A 20745-nucleotide genomic window follows, 5' to 3' on the forward strand; every position below is an offset into this window, starting at 1 on the left:
ATCCGACCGTGCCCCACCCACCGGTTAGTTCACCTACGCGTGTATACGTAATTCATGCCAGTGACGTCATCGGAGCCGTCTAGCGCGGGATCCAACGCTCTTCACGCAAGCAGTTCATCGCAACGCGACCGGATCGCCGCCGCCGCGCACGAGGTTCTCGCCAAACATCCCCCTGCCTCCACATCGGTCACCGAACTGCTGGGCGCCGTCTATGACGCGGGCCTGGCCTGGGTCCAGTTCCCGGTCGGCCTGGGCGGACTCGACGCCCCACCCTCCCTCCAGGCCGTCTCCGACACCATCCTGCGCGCGGCAGGCATGCCAGACCCCCTGTTCATCAACGTAATTGGTTACGGCATGGCGGCACCCACGGTGCTCGCACACGGACAGCCCGAACTGACCCAACGGATTCTGCGCCCGCTGTTCACCGGTGAAGAGCTGTGGTGTCAGCTGTTCAGCGAGCCGGGCGCCGGTTCCGATCTGGCGGGCCTGGCCACCCGCGCGGTGCGCGACGGCGACGACTGGGTCATCAACGGCCAGAAGGTATGGACCTCGGGTGCCCACCAGGCACGCTGGGCACTCCTGGTGGCCCGAAGTAATCCCGAGGTGCCCAAGCACCGCGGCCTGACCTATTTCGTGGTCGATATGACCGATCCCGGCGTCGAGGTCCGTCCGCTGCGCCAGATGACCGGTGACGCCGAGTTCAACGAGGTGTACCTCACCGATGTCCGGATCCCGGACGCACACCGCCTGGGCAATGAGGGCGACGGCTGGCGGGTATCGATGACGACCCTCATGAACGAGCGCAGCGCGCTGGGCGGCGCATTCGACCACGGCCGCGGCGGCGGATCGATCGGCAACGCCCTGAATCTGTGGAAGCAGCGCCCCGACCTGCACACCCCCGAGCTGCGGGCCAAGCTGACGAATCTGTTCGTGCGCTCGGAGGGAAACCGCTACGGCACCCAGATGCGCATCGCCGCCCAGGGCGACCGGCCCATGGGTCCGGAAGGATCGATCGGCAAGCTGATGGGCGCAGAGCTCAATCAGCAGATCTACGACTTCTGCGTCGAACTGCTGGGCATTGAGGCGACTCTCTACGCCTCGTACGACATGCGACGCGTCGTCGAAGACGACCGCCGTGCCGACACCATGTGGGCCTTCCTGCGGTCCAAGGCCAACACCATCGAGGGCGGCACCTCCGACGTGATGCGCAACATCATCGGAGAGCGCGTCCTCGGATTGCCCGGCGATATCCGGGTCGATACCGACAAGGCCTGGAAGGACGTGCCTCGAGGATGAATGAATTCGAGTTCACCGAAGAACATGGCGATCTACGCGGACTGGTTCGCAGCTGGTGCGAACGTGTCTGGACACCCGAGCACGTACGCGAGATCGTCGATGCCGGCACCGTCGACCTGGACGCCTGGCGTGCGCTGGGCTCCGAGCTGGGTGTGGTCGGCCTGAGCCTGCCCGAAGAATACGGCGGGGGCGGTCTGGGCGTTATCGAATTATCCATCGTGGCAGAGGAACTGGGACGCGCACTGGCCTGCTTGCCGTGGATATCCAGCGCAGCCCTGGGCGCCACCGCGTTGGCGGCCAGCGGCGACGACAACGCCCTCGTCGAGTTGGTGCCCGCGCTGGCTTCCGGCGACAAGACGATCACTCTCGCGGGTGGCCGCACGCGGTTGGCCGACGCGATCACGGTATCCGCGGAATCCGATGCGGACGGGTGGAAGCTCACGGGCGACACCGAGCATGTGCCGGATGGCGCCACTGCCGACGTGATCCTGGTGCTGGCCGATACCGACTCCGGTCCAAGCCTTTTCGCGGTCGACGGGAACGCATTGGGTGTCGACCGGCATGCACTGGCCACCCTGGACCTGACCCGTCGTCAGGCCAATATCCACTTCGACTCCGCTCCCGCGCGCTTGATCGGCGAACAGGGCCTGGGCGCTGACACAGTCGGTAAGGCACTCGACGTCGCAGCCACCGTACTGGCGGCCGAACAGGCCGGTATCGCCGCCTACATGCTGGATGTGACAACCGAATACGCCAAGTCTCGTATCCAGTTCGGGAGAACCATCGGGTCGTTCCAAGCCGTCAAGCACCGCCTTGCCGACATGGCCGCGGCGGCCGGGAACGTGCGCGGCGCCGCCTACCACGCGGCCTGGTCACATGACGACCCGAGCCTTGACGATCCCGCGCTGGCCACCAGCATCGCTCAGCAGGTAGCGTCCGCGGGTACAGTCGAGGTGACCGCGAAGGCCATCCAGAGCCACGGTGGCATCGGATTCACCTGGGAGCATCCAGCCCACCTGTATTACAAACGGGCCGTCAGCAATTCGGCACTCTTCGGGGGCCGTGCCGTCCACGCCGAACGTATCGCCAAGGAGGTTATCGACGCATGACCGAACAAATTCTGTTGACGCAGACCGAAGACCGGATCTGCACCATCACGCTGAACCGCCCACAGGCCCGCAACGCGCTCAGCAAGGCACTAGGCGAGGAGATCGTAAAAGCCGTCACCGCCGCCGATGTCGACGACGATGTCGACGTGATGATCCTGACTGCCGCCGACCCGGTGTTCTGCGCGGGCGTCGACCTCAAGGAGCTGGGCAGCGGTGACCGTGCCGACACCTTGGACCCGTGGTGGCCCGAGCTGTCCAAGCCCGTCATTGGCGCCATCAACGGCGCCGCCGTCACCGGTGGCCTGGAGCTGGCGTTGGCCTGCGATATCCTGATCGCCTCGGAGAAGGCACGTTTCGCCGATACCCATGCGCGCGTGGGTATCCTGCCCACCTGGGGGCTGACCACACTGCTGCCGCTCTCGGTGGGGCGTGGGCTGGCACGGCGCATGAGCCTTACCGGCGACTACCTGTCGGCCGAGGATGCGCTGCGCGCCGGTCTGGTCACCGAGGTGGTTGCGCACGAGGAGCTGCTGCCTGCCGCTAAGAGGCTCGCCGCGACGATCGCCGGGAACAACCAGTCCGCGGTACGCGAGCTCCTGGCCTCTTACCGGCGCATCGAGTCCGAGGTCATCGGCAACGGCCTGCAGGTGGCCCTCGATGACGCCCACCGGTGGATCGCCCAGAACTCCATCGCCGAGGGTGTGGAGGCGCGACGCGCCGCCATCATGGAACGCGGGCGCAGCCAAAACGCTTAGACCCTGGCAGGCCTAAGGACGGTCGAAGCGGTACAACGCGATCCGACGGTCCGGCCGGATATCGAACTCGCCCAAAGCAGTCCACTCAAGGCGCGCGAGCACCTTGTGGATCGGCGGATTACCGGCCGCCGGTTCGGCCATCATCCGTCGGCAATCGGGATCGGCGGCGAACACGGCGAACGGCAGCAATCGGATCCACTCGGAGATGACGCCGCGGCCCAGATACTCGGCGGCCGCTGTGGCTATGTGGAAGCCGGTGTCGTGCGGATGCGACGGGTAGATCCGGGAGATCTCGTCGCGCGCGGCGCGGTACATCTCGACGTAGCCGATCTCGGCCCCGTCAACCGACAGGATGCAGGGCAAGGAGTAATGGCCGGCCAGTCGATAAGAAGCGTCCTCATGCCAGCGTGCAGCCGACCATCGTTGCTCCCAGGTTTCCAACAGATGCGGGCGCGCGAACCACTCGCTGAGCATGTCCGGGTCTGATCCTGCGGGGTCGACCACACGCATCGCATACCGGGTGCCGTCGAACGACGGCAGCGGTGGCGCCCCGGCCTCGATGACCTCGACTGCCACATCGGTGTTCTCTCTAGCGATGCGGTAACCGGTAGGGGTGTTCATCTGCCAAGAGGCTCCGTTCGATCAATAGGCCCAACTTAGGCAAGCCGTATTCTACGAAGCGTTTCTGAGACAGCAGCCCTACCCCTACATCAAGTGCGGCGTCTCCTTATGGATCTTGTGGTCGTGATGCACTGTGCCGCCTACCACTGCGAATCCGAGGCCCGCGGTGACCAGTAAGGCGATCGCCGCGGCCATTCCCCATCCGTGATGTCCGGCCGCCAATGCCGCCAGCCCCAACGCGGTGATCGTGACCGACATCAGCCCAAGGAAGTAGCCGGTCCACACGGCAAATCGATCAAGGTTCATTTCGAAACACCTCCTCATCCAGCCTTTCCCAGAGTACTCCGCACGTGACCTGGATCACATAGCCGACTGTTGAGCAAACCCCGATATCATCGGATGGCGTCACACGATCAGGGGAGGAATCATGTCTTATCCACAGCAGTACCCTGCCGCGGCGCCGCCACCCAGGTACTTTCAGGTCCGGCTGACCAAGCACACCGGGATGCTCATCATGTTCAGTACCCGGTCCTACACGATCACCGGGACGCTGGAGCAATGCGAGACCGCATACAGCGACGCGCAGATCCACAATCTGGCGGCCGGGTGGTGGAGCTTTCTGTCCATCCTCGTCATGAACTGGATCGCGATATTCGGAAACATGGGGCAGATCAAGCAGATTCGTCGCTTGGCCGCGCAACCCCCGGCCTACCAGGGCTACCCGCCAGCGGGATACCCGCCGTCACCCGCTGGATATCCCTACCCGCAGCCGCAGCATCCCCAGTACCCGCCGGCGGCGCACTGATCAGTGGCCGGGCCCCAGAACGGCCCAGCGGCCCGACAGCGCGCGCCAGCCGACCAACACCAGCCGCAGTATCAGGAAAAGGGTGAGCCCGGACCAAATTCCGGTAAGACCCCACCCGAAGACGAGCGACAACCACACCAGTGGCAGGAATCCGCACAAGGCGCTGACCATGGTGGCGTTGCGCATGAACCGGGCGTCTGCGGCCCCCAACAGCACACCGTCGAGAGCGAAAACGAGACCGGAAATCGGCAACTGGCACACCAGGAACCACCACGGCACGTACATCTCGTGCAGCACCGCCGCATCGGAAGTGAACAGACCCGGAAGTACAGGCGCACCGACAGCAAAAAGTGCTGCCAACACCACCGCGAACCCCAGCGAGAAGGCCGTCACCCGCCAAGCCACCGACTTGGCCTCCGCTACCCGACCCGCTCCCAGCGCGGAGCCGACGAGAGTCTGCGCCGCGATGGCGAGTGAATCGAGTACCAGCGCAAGGAGACTCCACACCTGCAGGACCACCTGATGCGCCGCCAGCGCCGCCGCACCAAATCGTGCGGCCACCGCCGCGGCACTGATGAAGCAGGCCTGAAAGGCCAGACTGCGCACCAACAGATCGCGGGCCAGCACCAGCTGCGCGCGCAGCACCGGCGGGTCCATGCGCAGCCGAACGCGTTCGGAGTACAGGGCACGTAGGAAGAGGATCGCGGCCAGCCACTGCCCCACCAGGTTGGCCACCGCCGACCCCGCCAATTCCATGCGAGGCATCCCGAGTAACCCATAAACCAGCACCGGACACAACATGGCCGAAACCGCAAAGCCGACAATCACGTACCGCAACGGCCGGACCGTGTTCTGCACACCGCGCATCCAGCCGTTCCCGGCCAGTGACACCAGGATGGCCGGTGCCGCGAAGATGGCGATACGCAACCACGTCAGTCCTTGAGCAGCCACATCGGGTGCCGCGGCGATGGCCCGCACCACCGGTGCGGCCACCGCGTTCACGATGAGCGTCAGGGCGGCTCCGATCAGCAGCGCCAGCCAGGTTGCCTGCACGCCCTCATGCACCGCCCCGGCACGATCACCGGAGCCGAACAGTCGTGCCGCACGGGCCGTGGTGCCGTACGAAAGGAAGGTCAGCTGCGTGCCGACCAGCGAAAGCACCAGTCCCCCAACGACCAAACCCGCCAAGGGCACCGCACCCAGGCGGCCCACCATGGCGATATCGAAAAGTAAGTACAGCGGTTCGGCCGCCAAAACTCCCAGCGCGGGCAACGCCAGAGCAACGATTCGGCGCCTTAGCCCAGACGGCGCGGCAGCATCGCCCACATCAGTCAAGAGCGCGAACCAGCGCCGCCACTAACTCGTCGATGGGACCGGTGGCCGAGAACCCGGCGGCCAGCCGGTGTCCGCCGCCGCCGAAGGTTGCCGCTACTGCCGACAGATCCACCGCGGACTTGGCACGCATCGACACCGACCAATGCTCGGGCTCGATCTCCTTGAACACCACCGCCACCTCGGCCTCGGTGGTGGCGCGCACGATGTCGACGATCGACTCGACCTCCTCGGCCCGCGCGGAGGACCAGACGTCATGGGTGACAACGGCATACACCAGTCCCGCACCCCGAACAGCCTCAGGAATCAGCTGGGCGGTGCCCAGCACACGCGACAAGATAGGCAGCCACACGAACGGATGCGAATCCATGAGCGTGCGGGTGATGTTCACGCCGTCGGCACCCAAGTCCAGCAGCCGGGCCGCCAGCCGGTGGCCTTCCGCGGTGGCCCAGCGGAAAGACCCGCTGTCGGTGACCAGACCGGCGTACAGGCAATGCGCAATCTCGGGGGTGATGCCCACCCCCCAGGCGTCGAGCAGCCGGGCCACCATCATCGTCGTCGAATCGGCCTTGATATCAAGGTAATTCGCCGTACCGAAGAGCTCATTGGACGCGTGGTGGTCGATAACCAGCACCGGTGCGGTCCCGTCGACCAGCTCGCCCAGTCGTCCCAGCCGCCGCACGCTCGGGCAGTCGACCGTGACCACCAGATCCGGATCCGTGCACAACTCATGCGGGGGCACCAAAAGTTCTGCGCCCGGCAGGGTGCCGAGTGACTCCGGAGGGGCCGCCGGTGCCCCGAAACTCACCTGGACGTCAACCCCCTTGGCCACCAGCACCTGTCCGAGTGCCAGCCCGCTGCCCACCGTGTCGGCGTCGGGGTGCACATGGCAGATGATCACGACCGTCTTGGCCTTAATCAGGAGCGCCACCGCGCCCTCTGCGTCTACGCGTGCCCCCACCGCACCCGTCTCAATCGGGACGGCGCTCATCGTCCTCGTCAGATGCGGGGTCCTCGTCCGAGGATGCCTTGTAAGGATCGGCATCACCGGCATGTAGAGCTCCCTGCCGGACCTCGGCGAGTGCGGCGTCAGCCACACGCGCGCGCTCCAACAGCTCCTCCATATGCCGGGCCGAATCCGTCAACGTGTCGAGGACGAATGCCAGGGTGGGCGTGAAGCGCACCCCCGTACCGGCACCAACCTTCGTTCGGAGCACACCCTTCGCTTTCTCTAGCGCCGCCGCCGCGCCGGGATAATCCGGCTCGTCGGAGAGAGTCTGCCCGATCACGGTGTAGTACACGGTCGCATCGTGCAGATCGTTGGTCACCCGGGTATCGGTGACCGTGACCATCGTCAGCCTCGGGTCTTTGATCTCGTACTCGATCGCCGAGGCGACGATGGCCCCAATCCGCTTGGCCAGCCTGCGTGCGCGGGCGGGATCAGCCATATCTAGACGCGTTCCTTTTCACGGAGCTCGTACGCCTCGATGACGTCGCCTTCCTTGATGTCGTTGTACGTCAAGGTGAGACCGCACTCGTAACCGTCACGAACCTCGGTGACGTCATCCTTCTCACGCTTGAGCGAAGAGATGGTGACTGTCTCGGCCACCACGACGTTGTCACGCAACAGCCGAGCCTTGGCGTTACGCCGGAGGATGCCCGACTGCACGAGGCAACCGGCGATATTGCCGACCTTCGACGAGCGGAAGATGGCACGGATCTCGGCACGGCCGAGCTCCACCTCTTCGTAGACCGGCTTGAGCATGCCCTTGAGCGCGCTCTCGATCTCGTCGATGGCCTGGTAGATCACCGAGTAGTAGCGGATGTCCACACCCTCGCGGTTGGCCAGCTCGGTCGCCTTGCCCTCGGCCCGCACATTGAAGCCGATGATGATGGCATCCGAGGCCGAGGCCAGGTTGACGTTGGTCTCGGTGACACCACCGACACCGCGGTCGATGACGCGCAGCTGCACCTCGTCGTCGATGGCAATACCGAGCAGTGCCTCTTCCAGAGCCTCGACCGTACCGGCGTTGTCGCCCTTGAGGATCAGGTTCAGCTGACTGGTTTCCTTCAGCGCGGCGTCCAGATCGTCCAGGCTGATCCGCTTGCGGCTGCGCGCGGCCAGTGCGTTGCGCTTGCGCGCGCTGCGCCGATCCGCGATCTGCCGGGCGATGCGGTCCTCATCAACAACGAGCAGGTTGTCGCCTGCGCCGGGCACCGAGGTGAAACCGATGACCTGGACAGGACGCGAGGGCAGCGCCTCTTCGACATCGTCGCCATGCTCGTCGACCATGCGCCGCACGCGACCGTACGCATCGCCGGCAACCACCGAGTCACCAACCCGCAGCGTGCCGCGGGTGATCAAGACGGTGGCCACTGGGCCACGACCACGGTCCAGATGGGCTTCGATCGCCACACCCTGGGCTTCCATATTCGGGTTGGCCCGCAGATCCAAGGCGGCATCGGCGGTCAGCAGCACGGCCTCGAGCAGCTGCTCGATATTGGTGCCGGCTCGGGCCGAGATGTCGACGAACATCGTCTCGCCACCGAAGTCCTCTGCCACCAGACCGTATTCGGTGAGCTGGCTGCGGACCTTCGTCGGATCGGCGCCTTCCTTATCGATCTTGTTGACCGCCACCACAATCGGCACATCGGCCGCCTGGGCATGGTTGATGGCCTCGACCGTCTGCGGCATCACACCGTCATCGGCAGCCACCACCACGATCGCGATATCGGTGGCCTTGGCACCGCGGGCACGCATGGCGGTGAACGCCTCGTGGCCGGGGGTGTCGATGAAGGTGATGGGACGCTCATTGCCGTCGTGCTCGACGGTCACCTGGTAGGCACCGATGTGCTGGGTGATGCCACCTGCCTCGCCCTCGCGGACGTTGGCCTTACGGATGGTGTCCAGCAGGCGGGTCTTACCGTGGTCGACGTGACCCATGACGGTCACCACCGGCGGCCTGGTCTGCAGATCCTCTTCGCCGCCTTCGTCCTCGCCGTAGGTGAGGTCGAAGGATTCCAGCAGCTCGCGATCCTCGTCCTCAGGCGAAACGACCTGCACGACGTAGTTCATCTCGCCGCCCAGCAGCTCCAGGGTCTCGTCACCCACAGACTGGGTGGCGGTCACCATCTCGCCGAGGTTGAACAGGGCCTGCACCAGCGATGCCGGGTTGGCGTCGATCTTCTCGGCGAAATCGCTCAGCGAGGCACCGCGGGCAAGCCGGATGGTCTCACCGTTGCCGTGCGGCAACCGAACGCCACCGACAACCGGCGCCTGCATGTTCTCGTACTCGGCGCGTTTCGCCCGCTTCGACTTACGACCCCGCTTCGGGGCACCGCCGGGACGACCGAACGCACCTGCCGCACCACCGCGCTGACCGGGACGGCCACCGCCGCCACCGCCGCCACCGGGGCGACCGCGGAAGCCACCGGCACCTGCGGCACCCGGAGGACCACCGGCCGGTGCGCCGGTACTGGCACCACCGCCGCGGTAGTTACCGCCGCCACCACCGGGACCACCGGGACGACCGCCACCCGGACCACCGGGACGACCACCTCCGGGACCACCGGGACGACCGCCACCCGGACCAGCGGGACGCGGCGGGCGCGGGCCCATCGATCCGGGAGACGGACGGGGCGGCATGTTGCTCGGGGACGCGCCACCGGGACGCGGGGCGCCCGGGCGGGGTGCCTGTGGACGTGGGATCGGCCGCTCGGTCGGCTGTACCGAGGAGAACGGGTTGTTGCCGACGCGCGGCACCCGCGGAGCGCCAGGCTTGGGCCCGGGCGTCGCGCCGCCGGGCCGCGGGGCGGCCGGAGCGGGGGCTTCGGCTTCTGCTTCGGGCCGGGATGGGACTTCCGGCTTGGGGCTTGGGGCAGCCGGAGGCGCCGGGGGTGTCTCCGGCGCGGGAGCCTCAACAACGGGCTCAGCAACCTTCTTCGGCGCGGGCTTGGGGGCCGCGGGCTTGGGAGTGGACGTCTTGGCGGGTGCCGCAGTCTCTGCGGCCGCACCATTGGATCCGGCGGCGGCGGGCTTATCGCCACCACCGAATGCCTCACGAAGACGCCGCGCGACGGGGGCTTCCACCGTCGAGGATGCGGACTTAACGAATTCGCCCTGATCACTCAGTCGGGCGAGAACTTCTTTACTGGTCACACCGAGTTCTTTAGCTAACTCGTGTACCCGGGCCTTGCCTGCCACTGCTCTCCTGTCTGCGAGGCAGCGGCTTCAGGCGCCGTGCCTCGTGTTAGCTGTGATGGACGATCATCATCGACGCTTCACGGTGTGCTCATTGTTTGTCGTTGCCAATCTCTTGGTATTGCTCAACATGTTCGAAGACCGCGTTCGTATCCGGGTTTCCGGCGATCCGGAGCGCTCGCACGAATGCTCGCCGCTTTACCGCAAGGTGATAACACTGTGCCGACGGGTGCAACCACGCACCGCGGCCGGGCAGTCTGCGCTGGATGTCGACGACAACGTCTCGACCATCCGAAGCACACACAGCAACCACACGAAGCAGATCTACGGCCAGCTCTCGCTTCCGGCATCCCACGCATGTCCGCACCGGCTGACCGGTGCGGGAATGCGCGAACACCGAAGTCTCGCGCTGGATCACGGTTTAGTCTACCGTCCGCAGCACCTGATTTAAGAATCGCCCCACACCACATCAGCGGGGATGGCCAGAGAAGCCCCTCAGACCACGGTCAACATGGTCGTGACCACACAAATCAACGCCAACACCTTCAGGCACTCCAGCCCCACGTACCACAGATGTCCACGGGTGCGGCCCTGATAATCATCGCCCGCCCGTATCGCATCAGACCTCTTGACGATCACCGGCCGCACCACCAGAAGCTGAACCGCCAGACATGCACAGGCACCAGCAACGGCCACCTCCGACACGATCGAGGGTCGCCCGATGACCAGAAGCGCGATCAGCGCCGCCGCGAGCAGACACTCGACCGTGTTCAAAGCCCGAAACACCGGGCGGCCTATCGCCAGCCCCAGCTGAATCGTCATTCCCGGCGCACGGAACTTCAGCGGCGCCTCCATAAAGGAGATCGCCACCACCATGCCCAGCCAGAATGCGGCCAGGGCCACCGCTGCCCCCGCGTGTGTCACGCCACTGCTTCGGCCAACGGTCCGAACAGCTCGTGGTTAATGCGCTCCTGCGGGATACCCAGGGACACCAGATCCTCGTTGATGGCCGACATGAACAGCCGCGGACCGCACACGAACACCGTGGAGGACTGGTCGAGGGGAAGCCGATCCAAGTTCATACGCCCAACACCGTCCGCCGGATAATCCACATGCGCCCGTTCGTACCACGTGTGCAGCCGCCCGGCGGGCAGTCGGCCGACGAGATCTGCCAGCTCGTGTCGGTAGGCGTGCGCCGCCGCCGACTGATCCGCGTGCAGAACCACCACCTCCCGCGACGACTGCGTAGCGACCAGCTCTTGCAGCATCCCCATGATCGGCGTACATCCGATACCCGCCGACACCAGAACCAACGGGTCCGTCGAATCGTCGAGCGTGAACTCGCCCATCGGTACCGAGACCCGCAGCTGCTGACCCTCGAAAACGTTGTCGTAGATGAAGTTCGACACCTCACCGGCCGGGGTGTCGCCCGCGTTGATCCGCTTGACAGCAATACGCCAGTCACCCGGGTGGGCGCCACGCGACAAACTGTACTGCCGGATCTGCCGCGCTCCATCCGGCAACGCCACCTGGATCGATATGTACTGTCCGGGTAGGAAACTGGGTAATCCGGCCGATAACCCACGTAATTCGAATGTGGCCACATCTGCCGATTCCAGCCGACGGCGCACCACGGCGGCCTGCAGCCACACGTCACCCGGCGCCACCCCCGCGGCGTCATACAACGCCTTCTCGCGGGCTATCAACTGATCGGCCATCGCCCAGTAAAACTCGGTCCATGCGACGGCGACCTCCTCGGTCACCGCATCCCCCAGCACCTCCGCAATCGCGGCGAACAGGTGCTCATACACAATCGGATACTGCGCAGCGACGATCCCCAGTGAGACGTGCTTATGGGCGATGCGATCGAGCACTGAATCATATTGGCCGGCATTGCCTTCCAGCACCGCAACGGCGAATGACGCAATCGACGCGGCGAGCGCCTTCGGCTGCTCCCCCGCCGCCTGGTTTCCACGGTTGAACAGATCGCGGAGCAGCTCCGGGTGTGCGGCGAACATCTTCGAGTAGAAGAGGGGTGTGATCTCGTTGATCGCACCCGCCACCGCGGGGAGGGTTTGACGAATCACGGCCAGCGACTCTGCTGATATCACTTAACTGTTCCTTTCTATTTTCGGATGCACTGCCGGACGGGCGATTTCAGCGACCGTCCACTGATCCAGGCTCATGTAGAACGATTCCTGCGCCGTACGCAGCGCGGCACGCAGCCGACAGCCCTGCCGCAGCGGACAGGGGTTGGCCCCGTCGCAGTCGACGACCTCGCCCCCACCCTCCAGCTGTCGCGCCAGCTCACCTACTCGCTGCTGCAGCCCGACGGGTGTAATGCAGATTCCCCCGTGCCGTCCGCGTGCGGATTCGACGGTCCCCAATGCCACAAGTCGGGCAACGACTTTGGTGGAATGGGCATACGACACACACAGCTGTGTGGCCAGGTCATCAGTGCGTGCCTGAGTGCCCGGCCCCTCGACGGCCAGGCGCATGACGATGCGCAAGCCCAGATCGGTGAATCGCGTCAGCTGCACATAACTTGTATATGAGATACAAGTTATGTGCCGATAGGGACTTTGGTCAGTATCTGTGGCTTACCCGGCGTTAATCGGTGCTAGCTTTCGGGGTCTGCGTCACTCCTGATGTCGATACGCCATCCGGTGAGTCGCGCGGCAAGCCGGGCGTTCTGCCCTTCCTTGCCTATCGCCAGGGACAATTGAAAGTCGGGGACGATGACGCGGGCGGCCTTGCCCACCTCATCGATGACCGATACCGATACCACCTTCGCCGGCGAGAGCGCATTGGCGACGAACCGCGAGGGGTCTGGGTCGTAATCGATGATGTCGATCTTTTCGGCGGCCAGCTCGCTCATCACATTGCGCACGCGCTGACCCATGGGACCGATACAGGCGCCCTTGGCGTTGAGTCCGGGAACCTTTGACGCCACCGCAATCTTGGATCGGTGCCCCGCCTCACGGGCGACCGCGATGATCTCTACCGAGCCGTCGTTGATCTCCGGTACTTCAAGTGAAAACAGCTTGCGCACCAGATTCGGGTGCGTACGCGACAGGGTGATCAACGGCTCGCGCGCACCCCGGGATACGCCAACGACATAGCAGCGCAACCGGTCTCCGTGGTGATATTCCTCCCCCGGCACCTGCTCGGCCGACGGGATGACCCCTTCGGATCCCTTCGTCTCACTGCCCATCCGAACCACGACAAGCCCACGGGCGTTAGCTCGAGCGTCGCGCTGGATCACGCCACTGACGATCTCGCCCTCACGCGTGGAGAATTCGCCGAACTTGTGCTCGTTCTCCGCGTCGCGCACACCTTGCTGGAACACCTGCCGCGCGGTGGTGGCCGCGATACGGCCGAATCCCTCAGGCGTGGCGTCCCACTCGGTGATGAGGTTGCCGTCTTCGTCGGTCTCACGGGCCATCACGCGAACCACACCCGTCTTGCGGTCGAGTTCGATACGCGCGTTGGGCTCATGACCGTCGGTATGCCGGTAGGCGGTCAGCAGCGCCGTCTTGATGATGTCAATCGCCTCGTCGACCGTGATGCCCTTATCGGCGGCCATCAGGCTTACTGCTGCGGGATCGATGTTCATGCGCCACCTCCAGTTTCGGCTGCCCCGGCCAGTTTGAGTTCTTGCGGGTTGGGCGTTTTGAACTCCACCTGCACTACCGCGCTCTCGATATCGGAGAACGCAAGATCACGCACGGTCCAGCCGGTGCCCTTGACGGGTTTACGCAGCACCACCTGCACCCCGTCCTCGTTCGTCACGCCGATGCGCCCCAGCAGATCCTCACCATCGGTAAGGCGAATCTCCGCCAGCCTCGTGTGTGCACGTCGGAAGTGGGCAGGAGTGGTCAGCGGTCGGTCGACACCCGGCGTGGTGACCTGCAGCTCGTAAACCTCCGAGCCGGTGTCCATCTCGTCCAACAATGCCGATGCGGTGCGGCTCAGTGCGGCGACGGCGTCCAAGTCCACCGGAGAATCCGAGTCGACCACCACCGTGATGCGGGCGGGAACGGTTTCTTCATCGACGGAGACACTTTCGATCTCGACGCCGGACCGGGTGAACTCGGCAGCAAGCAGCTCGATCACCTGGTCATCGGATGGCAGCCCCATGGCGTTTTGCGGCTCCTCATCTTGAGTTATCGGGCGTTCGGCTTGCTCACATTAGTCGGACGATCATCCTGACCAGCACTCCACCTTACGCCCGGCGAGGGCTGTCATGCCGCAACCGCGTGCACTGGCAGGATGGGCGGATGCCCAGAAGCCTGTCGCGCCGCGACGTGTTGATCGGAGGCGCCGCACTGGGCGTCACCGTGCTGGCCGCCGCGTGCCAGCAGACACCGGATACCAAACCCGAGGTGGACGGCCTGCTGACCCAGATCGACCTCGCGCAGCGCGACACGGCCTCGGCAACCTCAGCGGCCGCCGTTAACGCTGAGCTCGCGCCCGCACTGACGGCCGTCGCGGCGATCCGCCGCGCACACGGCGCCGCGCTGTCCAAGGAACTCGACCGCATCCCCGGCGCGACCACAACCACCAGGGCTTCCAGCAGCACGACCACGTCATCGGCCCCGCCGCCACAGGTCGATCAGCTCAAGGCCCAACTCAAGGACTCGTCGCGCGCCGCGCTGGACCTGGCAACCAAATACAGCGGGTACCGCGCCGGGCTGCTCGCGTCGATCAGTGCCGCCTGCGCCTCGGCCGCAGAGGTTGATCTGCCATGACTTCGACCGAGCCCACTCCGCAGCCGGCCACGTCGGCCGAGGACACCGCGCTGGCCAATGCCCTTGCCAACGAGCACGCGGCCATCTACGCCTACGGCCTGGTCTCGGCGCATTCACTGCCCGATAACAATTGGCTGGTAACCGAATCCATCATCGAACACCGCCAGTGTCGCGAGGAGTGCATCGCCAAGCTGCACGGTCGTGCGGTCGCTGCACCCGTGGCCGCCGCCGGCTACAAAATCCCGTTCCCGGTGAACACCCCGGCCGGCGCCACCAAGTTGGCCTTGCAGGTCGAGACCGACACCGCGACCTCCTGGCGGGCCGTCGCTGAACAGGCCAGCAACGGCGATGACCGCGGATTCGCGGCTCGGATGCTGACCGAGAGCGCAATTCGCGCGGCACGGTGGCGGGTTACCGCCGACATCACGCCGGCGAGTGTCCCATTCCCGGGAGGGTCAGAAACCTAGGCGAAGTGCTTCTGGGTGTCGGTCATCAATCCGGCCAGCCCACGCCGGATGACCGGCCTGAGGTACTGAGTGAGACCGAGCGATGGGTCGATGAAGAAGCTCCAGGTGAACAGCGATCCGGTCGCGGTGCCCACCACCTCGTAGTACTCGCCGAACCGCTTGGTCCCGGGGAACGTCGTCGTCTCGACGGTGAAGGCGTTGCGGTACCGCTCGGGGCTCTCCTCCCAGAGGATGAACCGCTCGTACAACGTCGCCCCGGGGACGACCAGCTGCGCCGTCCGGGTCGAACCGACACCGCGCGGCTCCGGTGAGGTCCAGCTGATCTTCTTGATGGCCTTGCACCAGTGCAGCGGACTTTCACCATTGAGTTCAGCCCACACCGTCGCCGCATCCTTAGCCAGCGGCGCAGAGAAGGTATACACGAAATCGCTTGAGTTGAAGTCGCTTTCAACTAGCGGGGCGAGCTTAAAAGACGGCATGTCGATTACCCTATCGCCCTACCGAATCGCCTGTGTGATGGACGCCACGGCATCGGTCGCCGCGATGGCTTGCGCCTCCCCCGTGAGCCGATTACGCAGCTCGACGGTTCCGTCGGCCCAACCGCGGCCGATCACCACGATCCAGGGCACTCCGAGCAGCTCGGCGTCCTTGAACTTGACCCCCGGTGAGGCGGTCCGATCGTCGAGGAGTACCTCGTGACCCAACCGGTCCAGGTCCGCGGCCAGCTCCTCGGCACCCGCACGTGCTGCGGCGTCCTTGTTGGCGATGACGACGTGCACATCGAACGGCGATACCGCGGCGGGCCAACGCAGCCCGAGCTCGTCGTGCTGCTGCTCGGCGACGACGGCTACTAGCCGCGAGACGCCGACACCGTAGGAGCCCTGGGTGAGCCGCACCGGTTTGCCGTTCTCGCCGAGCACGTCGACGGTGAACGCATCGGTGTACTTGCGGCCCAACTTGAAAATGTGGCCTATCTCGATCCCGCGTGCCGACACCAGCCGGCCGACGCCGTCGGGTGATGGGTCGCCGTCGCGCACCTCGGCGGCCTCGATGGTGCCGTCGGGGGTGAAGTCGCGCCCGGCGACGAGGTTGACCACGTGCTTGCCGGGTTCATCGGCACCGGTGATCCAACTGGTGCCCTCCACGATCCTCGGATCCACGAGGTAGCGAACCCCGTTGGCGATCAATCCCTTCGGTCCGATGTAGCCGCGCACCAGGAACGGATGCTTGGCGAAGTCGGCGTCACCGAGCATCTCGTACTCGGCGGGCTCCAGCGCGGCGCCGAGGCGCTTGTCGTCAACCTCACGATCCCCGGGTACGCCAACGGCGAGCAGCTCCCACTCGCCACCTGGCTGACGCACCTTCAGCAGAATGTTCTTCAGAGTGTCGGCGGCGGTGACGGACCTGCCGAGATCGACCGAGTTGGCCCAGTCGACCAGCGTCGCAATGGTCGGGGTGTCGCCGGTCTCGTGCACGACCGCTTCCGGAAGGCCCTCGATGGGCTGAGCCGGCGGTGCCGGTGTGACGACCGCCTCGACGTTGGCGGCGTATCCAGATTCCACGCACCGCACGAAAGTGTCTTCGCCAGTGGGGCTTTCGGCGAGGAACTCCTCGGATGCACTACCGCCCATGGCTCCCGAGGTGGCGGCCACAATCACATAGTCCAGGCCCAGCCGGCCGAAGATCCGTTGGTACGCCTCACGGTGCGCGTGATAGGCCGCCTTGAGCCCGTCATCGGAGGTATCGAACGAGTACGAGTCCTTCATGACGAATTCGCGGCCACGCAGAATGCCCGCGCGCGGACGCGCCTCGTCCCGGTACTTCGTCTGGACCTGGTAGAGGATGACCGGGAAATCCTTGTAGGAGCTGTACTCCCCCTTCACGGTGAGCGCGAAGAGCTCCTCGTGCGTGGGGCCAAGCATCATGTCGTTACCGCGCCGATCCTTGAGCCGGAACAGCGAATCGCCGTACTCGGTCCATCGGTTCGTGGTCTCATACGGCGCGCGCGGAAGCAGAGCGGGCAGCAGGATCTCCTGGCCACCAATGGCATTCATCTCTTCGCGGACGATGTTCTCGATCTTGCGGAGGACCCGAAGGCCGAGCGGTAGCCAGCTGTACACACCCGGCGCGATGGGGCGCACATAGCCCGCGCGGATGAGCAGCTTATGGCTGGGAACCTCTGCGTCGGCCGGGTCGTCGCGCAGCGTGCGTACGAATAGCTCGGAAAGTCGGGTAATCACGGTTGCACAGCATATCGGCGCGCCGTCGAGGCCTCCGGCTAGCATCGAACGCATGCGTGCGTGGGCGATCATTCCGGCGGTGGCGATGTTCGGCCTGGGAATCGCGGCGCCTGCCGACGCCTCCCCGGCCACCGTGAAGTACTCGTTGTCGGCAATCGGAATCGGCAACTCTGACTTCACCGTCCAATATCAGGATGGTGGCCGGCTCCGGGAAGAGTCCGGACACACCTTCGCCGGGTACTACTGGGAGCGCACTGCCACGCTGAATGGCACGCCGCCCGTGCTGCGCGTGACCGCGGTCGGGGCTCCGAGTGTGTTCCGAATGTCGTGCCACATCACGGTGAATGACGGCGTACCCATCACCAACGGACTACTGTTCCGCGCCGGAGACGACACCCCGCAAGACTGTTAGGCCGGTTGTTCTTCGTCTAGACCCTGATCGTGCGCGGTCTGCGCCTTCTGTGCATGCGCGACATCGCCGGCGCTGTAGCTGATGAACAACGCTGCCACTCCCACCAGGACGGCCGTTCCGGCAATCCACAACAGGCCGTAGGTATAGCCGTGATCGAGGGCGTGCAACTGCGCTTGGTTCATGTTCTGCACCGGCCCCGTGACGCCGCCCAGGTACAGCGTCCGCGAGGTGATGATCGCCTGGATGATCACCAGAACTATTGGGCCACCCAGATTTTGCAGCATGAGGGCGATGGCAGACAGCGGCCCGATACGGTCGACATCCACTCCGGTGATGGCCGAGAGGATCACCGGCACCACGATGGTGCCGATACCGAGTCCACCGACGAAGATAAGCGTCGCAAAATCCGGGAAGTAATCGATGGCCCGGTCAACCGTCGAGCCGTACAGCATTGCCGCGAACACCACGACACCGCCGCACAAAATCAGCACCCGAGGCGCCACTCGCGTGACGAGTTGTGAAGACAGGGCCAGGCCGATCCCCATGCCGACGACGAACGGAATGGCGGAGACTCCGGTTCGCAGCGGGCTGTATTTCATCAGATCCTGCATGTACAGGCCGATGGTGATGGTCAGGGTGAAGAGCACGCCGCCGGCCAGGAAGATCGCCGCGAAGGTGGCAACCCGATTGCGGTCCTTGAACAGGCTAAGCGGCAGCACCGGGTTCTCCGCGGTGCGTTCGACGACCAGGAATGCGATCAGGAGCACAGCCGCGACGACCAGCGCCACGATCGTGTAGGCCGAATCCCATCCGCGGTCGGGTCCCTGGGTGAAGCCGAACACCGCGGCGGTACAGCCGAGGGTGGCCAGCACCGATCCCGTGACGTCCAGCTTCATCGGCTCGCGTTCGGTCTCGGTCAGCGATCGCACGGCGAGGTAGATCATCAGCGCACCGGCGGGCACATTGATAAGGAAGGCCAGACGCCAGGACACCTCCGCCAGCGCGCCGCCGACGATCAGTCCGGCGATGGAGCCCACCCCCGTCATGGCGCCGAACACCGCGACGGCGGCGGTGCGCAGCGGCCCCTTGGGGAAGGTGGTCGCGACCAATGCCAGCGCTGTGGGAGATGCGATGGCGGCGCCCACACCCTGGATGAGACGGAAGACGGCCAACCCGATGTCCTCTTGTGCGATACCCACCCCAATGGAGGCGAGGGTGAACAGCGCAATGCCGCCGATGAACACGCGCTTACGGCCGAAGGTGTCACCGAGGCGTCCGCCGAGCAACATCAACCCACCGAAAGACAGCATGTACGCCGTGATGACCCAGCTTCGGGTGGCGTCATTGAGATGCAGCTCGGCCTGAATCTTCGGCAGCGTGACAACCGCGATGGTGCCGTCCATGGTGGCCAGAAACTGCATACCGGCGATCGCGATGACGGCGTACAGATAGTGCCGGGAAGGCAGGAGTTCTCGCGCCTTTTGAGTGAGCTGCTCGACGCTGAGGGCAGGCATGGAGGACACCTTACCGTCCTCTTAACGTGCGCTTAGGTCACAAAGAGGCGCCGTAAGCAGCAACGGGGCCGATGACGATGATTGCCGGCGGCCTAATGCCCTGAGAGCGAATACGCTCTGGCGCACTGGCAAGGTCCGCGCGTAACACGCGTTGCTCGTCGGTGGTGCCGTGTTGCACCACCAGTACCGGAGTATCCGCAGGTCGGCCACCCTCAATGAGCACCTTCGCGAACTGCTCGATGCGCTCAACGGCCATCAGCAACACGATGGTTCCCTTGAGAGCAGCAAGCGCATCCCAATTGACTAACGATTCCGGATGCCCCGGTGCGACATGACCGCTGACGACCACGAACTCGTGGTTCACGGCGCGGTGGGTGACGGGCACCCCTGCCGCCGCAGGAACGGCGATTGCACTGGTAACACCGGGTACAACGGTTACTGCGACGCCAGCGTCGATGCAGGCCAGCACCTCCTCGTAACCGCGCGCGAAGACGAAGGGGTCACCGCCCTTGAGACGAACGACAAACTTTCCGGCCTGCGCCCGCTCAATCAGCACCCGGTTGATTTCCTGCTGGGCCATCGCGCGGCCGTACGGGATCTTCGCGGCGTCGATGACCTCGACATGGGGGCCGAGATCAGCAAGCAACTCGGCGGGGGCGAGCCGGTCGGCGACAACCACATCGGCCTGCGCGAGCAGCCGGCGCCCGCGCACCGTAATGAGGTCAGGATCACCCGGCCCTCCACCGACGAGTGCCACACCGGCAGGTTTCTCGGTGGTCACATCCTCAGCGATAAGCCCGCGTTGCAGTGCCTCGTGGATGGCCGAACGTAGCGCCGCCGACCGTTTGTGCTGACCACCGGTCAAGACACCGACCGCGATGCCGTCGTGGTTAAAGGAGGCAGGAGTGACGGCGGTGCCCTCCCGGGCGGAATCGGCCCGGACGCAGAAGATACGGCGTCGCTCGGATTCCGACACCACCGCGGCATTGACAGCCGGGTCATCGGTGCAAGCGATGGCGTACCAGGCCCCGTCGAGGTCGCCGTCCTCGTATGGCCTGAGATTGAGGGTGATCGAGGCCATGCCTTCGACCGCCGGGGTCGCACTGGGAGCGATCACGTGGACATCGGCACCGCTGGCCACCAGCAAGCCGAGACGCCGCTGCGCGACGGATCCGGCGCCGACAACTACGACCTTGCGTCCCGCAAGACGGAGGCCGACGAGGTAGGCGTCATGAGTCACCG

23 protein-coding genes are annotated in these 20745 nt (G+C 65.2%); 7 read left to right on the forward strand and 16 right to left on the reverse strand.

Annotated elements, in window-relative coordinates:
- The first annotated feature begins 54 nt into the window (after nt 1-54).
- From MLB1_RS01590 to MLB1_RS01600, 3 genes are read left to right on the forward strand one after another with little or no spacing between them, the layout of a single operon-like run.
- Nucleotides 55-1296, forward strand: coding sequence for an acyl-CoA dehydrogenase family protein (locus tag MLB1_RS01590; protein ID WP_180747998.1), 1242 nt, complete (start codon nt 55-57; stop codon nt 1294-1296).
- A complete protein-coding gene (locus MLB1_RS01595; RefSeq protein WP_180747999.1) occupies nt 1293-2405 on the forward strand; it encodes an acyl-CoA dehydrogenase family protein in 1113 nt (370 codons plus the stop codon). Before MLB1_RS01590 ends, MLB1_RS01595 begins: the two co-directional genes overlap by 4 nt.
- A complete protein-coding gene (locus MLB1_RS01600; RefSeq protein ID WP_180748000.1) occupies nt 2402-3160 on the forward strand; it encodes an enoyl-CoA hydratase in 759 nt (252 codons plus the stop codon). The genes MLB1_RS01595 and MLB1_RS01600 overlap by 4 nt, the downstream gene beginning before the upstream one ends.
- A 12-nt stretch (nt 3161-3172) precedes the next feature.
- Here the strand turns inward: MLB1_RS01600 and MLB1_RS01605 are convergent, their stop codons facing one another.
- Nucleotides 3173-3781, reverse strand: coding sequence for a GNAT family N-acetyltransferase (locus tag MLB1_RS01605; protein ID WP_180748001.1), 609 nt, complete (start codon nt 3779-3781; stop codon nt 3173-3175).
- A gap of 84 nt (nt 3782-3865) precedes the next feature.
- The gene (locus MLB1_RS01610; RefSeq protein ID WP_180748002.1) at nt 3866-4087 is read right to left on the reverse strand and encodes a hypothetical protein; all 222 of its coding nucleotides are present in this window, start codon (nt 4085-4087) and stop codon (nt 3866-3868) included.
- A 121-nt stretch (nt 4088-4208) separates the two neighbouring features.
- On the opposite strand from MLB1_RS01610, the gene MLB1_RS01615 reads away from it, so the two are divergent.
- Complete coding sequence (locus MLB1_RS01615) at nt 4209-4586, forward strand: hypothetical protein (RefSeq protein WP_255485563.1); 378 nt, start codon at nt 4209-4211, stop codon at nt 4584-4586.
- Here the strand turns inward: MLB1_RS01615 and MLB1_RS01620 are convergent, their stop codons facing one another.
- The 10 genes from MLB1_RS01620 to rimP all read right to left on the reverse strand — a co-directional run bounded on the left by MLB1_RS01620 (nt 4587) and on the right by rimP (nt 14259).
- The gene (locus MLB1_RS01620) at nt 4587-5921 is read right to left on the reverse strand and encodes an MATE family efflux transporter (protein ID WP_180748003.1); all 1335 of its coding nucleotides are present in this window, start codon (nt 5919-5921) and stop codon (nt 4587-4589) included.
- Nucleotides 5914-6909 (reverse strand): bifunctional oligoribonuclease/PAP phosphatase NrnA, encoded by a 996-nt coding sequence (locus tag MLB1_RS01625; protein ID WP_180748004.1) that lies wholly within the window; start codon nt 6907-6909, stop codon nt 5914-5916. The genes MLB1_RS01620 and MLB1_RS01625 overlap by 8 nt, the downstream gene beginning before the upstream one ends.
- Nucleotides 6890-7366, reverse strand: a complete 477-nt coding sequence (gene rbfA / locus MLB1_RS01630; RefSeq protein ID WP_180748005.1) for a 30S ribosome-binding factor RbfA — start codon at nt 7364-7366, stop codon at nt 6890-6892. Before rbfA ends, MLB1_RS01625 begins: the two co-directional genes overlap by 20 nt.
- Before the next feature lie 2 nt (nt 7367-7368).
- The gene (infB, locus tag MLB1_RS01635) at nt 7369-10122 is read right to left on the reverse strand and encodes a translation initiation factor IF-2 (protein ID WP_180748006.1); all 2754 of its coding nucleotides are present in this window, start codon (nt 10120-10122) and stop codon (nt 7369-7371) included.
- 88 nt (nt 10123-10210) lie between these two features.
- The gene (locus MLB1_RS24205; protein WP_371750538.1) at nt 10211-10537 is read right to left on the reverse strand and encodes a YlxR family protein; all 327 of its coding nucleotides are present in this window, start codon (nt 10535-10537) and stop codon (nt 10211-10213) included.
- A gap of 77 nt (nt 10538-10614) precedes the next feature.
- The gene (locus MLB1_RS01645) at nt 10615-10995 is read right to left on the reverse strand and encodes a hypothetical protein (protein WP_180749626.1); all 381 of its coding nucleotides are present in this window, start codon (nt 10993-10995) and stop codon (nt 10615-10617) included.
- Between the two features lie 44 nt (nt 10996-11039).
- On the reverse strand, nt 11040-12230 hold the full coding sequence (locus MLB1_RS01650) for a globin domain-containing protein (protein WP_180748007.1): 1191 nt from the start codon (nt 12228-12230) through the stop codon (nt 11040-11042).
- Nucleotides 12231-12659, reverse strand: a complete 429-nt coding sequence (locus tag MLB1_RS01655) for an Rrf2 family transcriptional regulator (protein WP_180748008.1) — start codon at nt 12657-12659, stop codon at nt 12231-12233. It lies immediately after the preceding gene.
- 80 nt (nt 12660-12739) lie between these two features.
- The gene (nusA, locus tag MLB1_RS01660) at nt 12740-13735 is read right to left on the reverse strand and encodes a transcription termination factor NusA (RefSeq protein ID WP_180748009.1); all 996 of its coding nucleotides are present in this window, start codon (nt 13733-13735) and stop codon (nt 12740-12742) included.
- A complete protein-coding gene (gene rimP, locus MLB1_RS01665; RefSeq protein ID WP_180748010.1) occupies nt 13732-14259 on the reverse strand; it encodes a ribosome maturation factor RimP in 528 nt (175 codons plus the stop codon). The genes nusA and rimP overlap by 4 nt, the downstream gene beginning before the upstream one ends.
- 140 nt (nt 14260-14399) lie before the next feature.
- Here rimP and MLB1_RS01670 point away from each other — a divergent pair, with 140 nt between their 5' ends.
- Together MLB1_RS01670 and MLB1_RS01675 are read left to right on the forward strand one after the other, a co-directional pair.
- Nucleotides 14400-14870 carry a hypothetical protein gene (locus MLB1_RS01670; RefSeq protein WP_180748011.1) on the forward strand — a complete coding sequence of 157 codons (471 nt, stop codon included), beginning with the start codon at nt 14400-14402 and terminating at the stop codon, nt 14868-14870.
- Entirely contained in the window at nt 14867-15337 is a 471-nt protein-coding gene (locus MLB1_RS01675) for a ferritin-like domain-containing protein (RefSeq protein WP_180748012.1), read from the forward strand. Before MLB1_RS01670 ends, MLB1_RS01675 begins: the two co-directional genes overlap by 4 nt.
- On the opposite strand, the gene MLB1_RS01680 is transcribed toward MLB1_RS01675, so the two are convergent.
- Nucleotides 15334-15822, reverse strand: coding sequence for an SRPBCC family protein (locus tag MLB1_RS01680; RefSeq protein WP_180749627.1), 489 nt, complete (start codon nt 15820-15822; stop codon nt 15334-15336). The genes MLB1_RS01675 and MLB1_RS01680 overlap by 4 nt on opposite strands.
- A 12-nt stretch (nt 15823-15834) precedes the next feature.
- Entirely contained in the window at nt 15835-17577 is a 1743-nt protein-coding gene (locus tag MLB1_RS01685; RefSeq protein ID WP_180748013.1) for a proline--tRNA ligase, read from the reverse strand.
- A 52-nt stretch (nt 17578-17629) separates the two neighbouring features.
- On the opposite strand from MLB1_RS01685, the gene MLB1_RS01690 reads away from it, so the two are divergent.
- On the forward strand, nt 17630-17989 hold the full coding sequence (locus MLB1_RS01690; protein WP_180748014.1) for a hypothetical protein: 360 nt from the start codon (nt 17630-17632) through the stop codon (nt 17987-17989).
- On the opposite strand, the gene MLB1_RS01695 is transcribed toward MLB1_RS01690, so the two are convergent.
- Nucleotides 17986-19503, reverse strand: a complete 1518-nt coding sequence (locus MLB1_RS01695; RefSeq protein ID WP_180748015.1) for an MFS transporter — start codon at nt 19501-19503, stop codon at nt 17986-17988. The two genes, MLB1_RS01690 and MLB1_RS01695, sit on opposite strands and share 4 nt — an antisense overlap.
- A gap of 37 nt (nt 19504-19540) precedes the next feature.
- Entirely contained in the window at nt 19541-20743 is a 1203-nt protein-coding gene (gene cobA / locus MLB1_RS01700) for a uroporphyrinogen-III C-methyltransferase (protein ID WP_180748016.1), read from the reverse strand.
- Nucleotides 20744-20745: the final 2 nt, after the last annotated feature.

Origin of the sequence: Mycobacteroides sp. LB1 (assembly GCF_013449725.1) — a bacterium.
Classification (GTDB): domain Bacteria; phylum Actinomycetota; class Actinomycetes; order Mycobacteriales; family Mycobacteriaceae; genus Mycobacterium.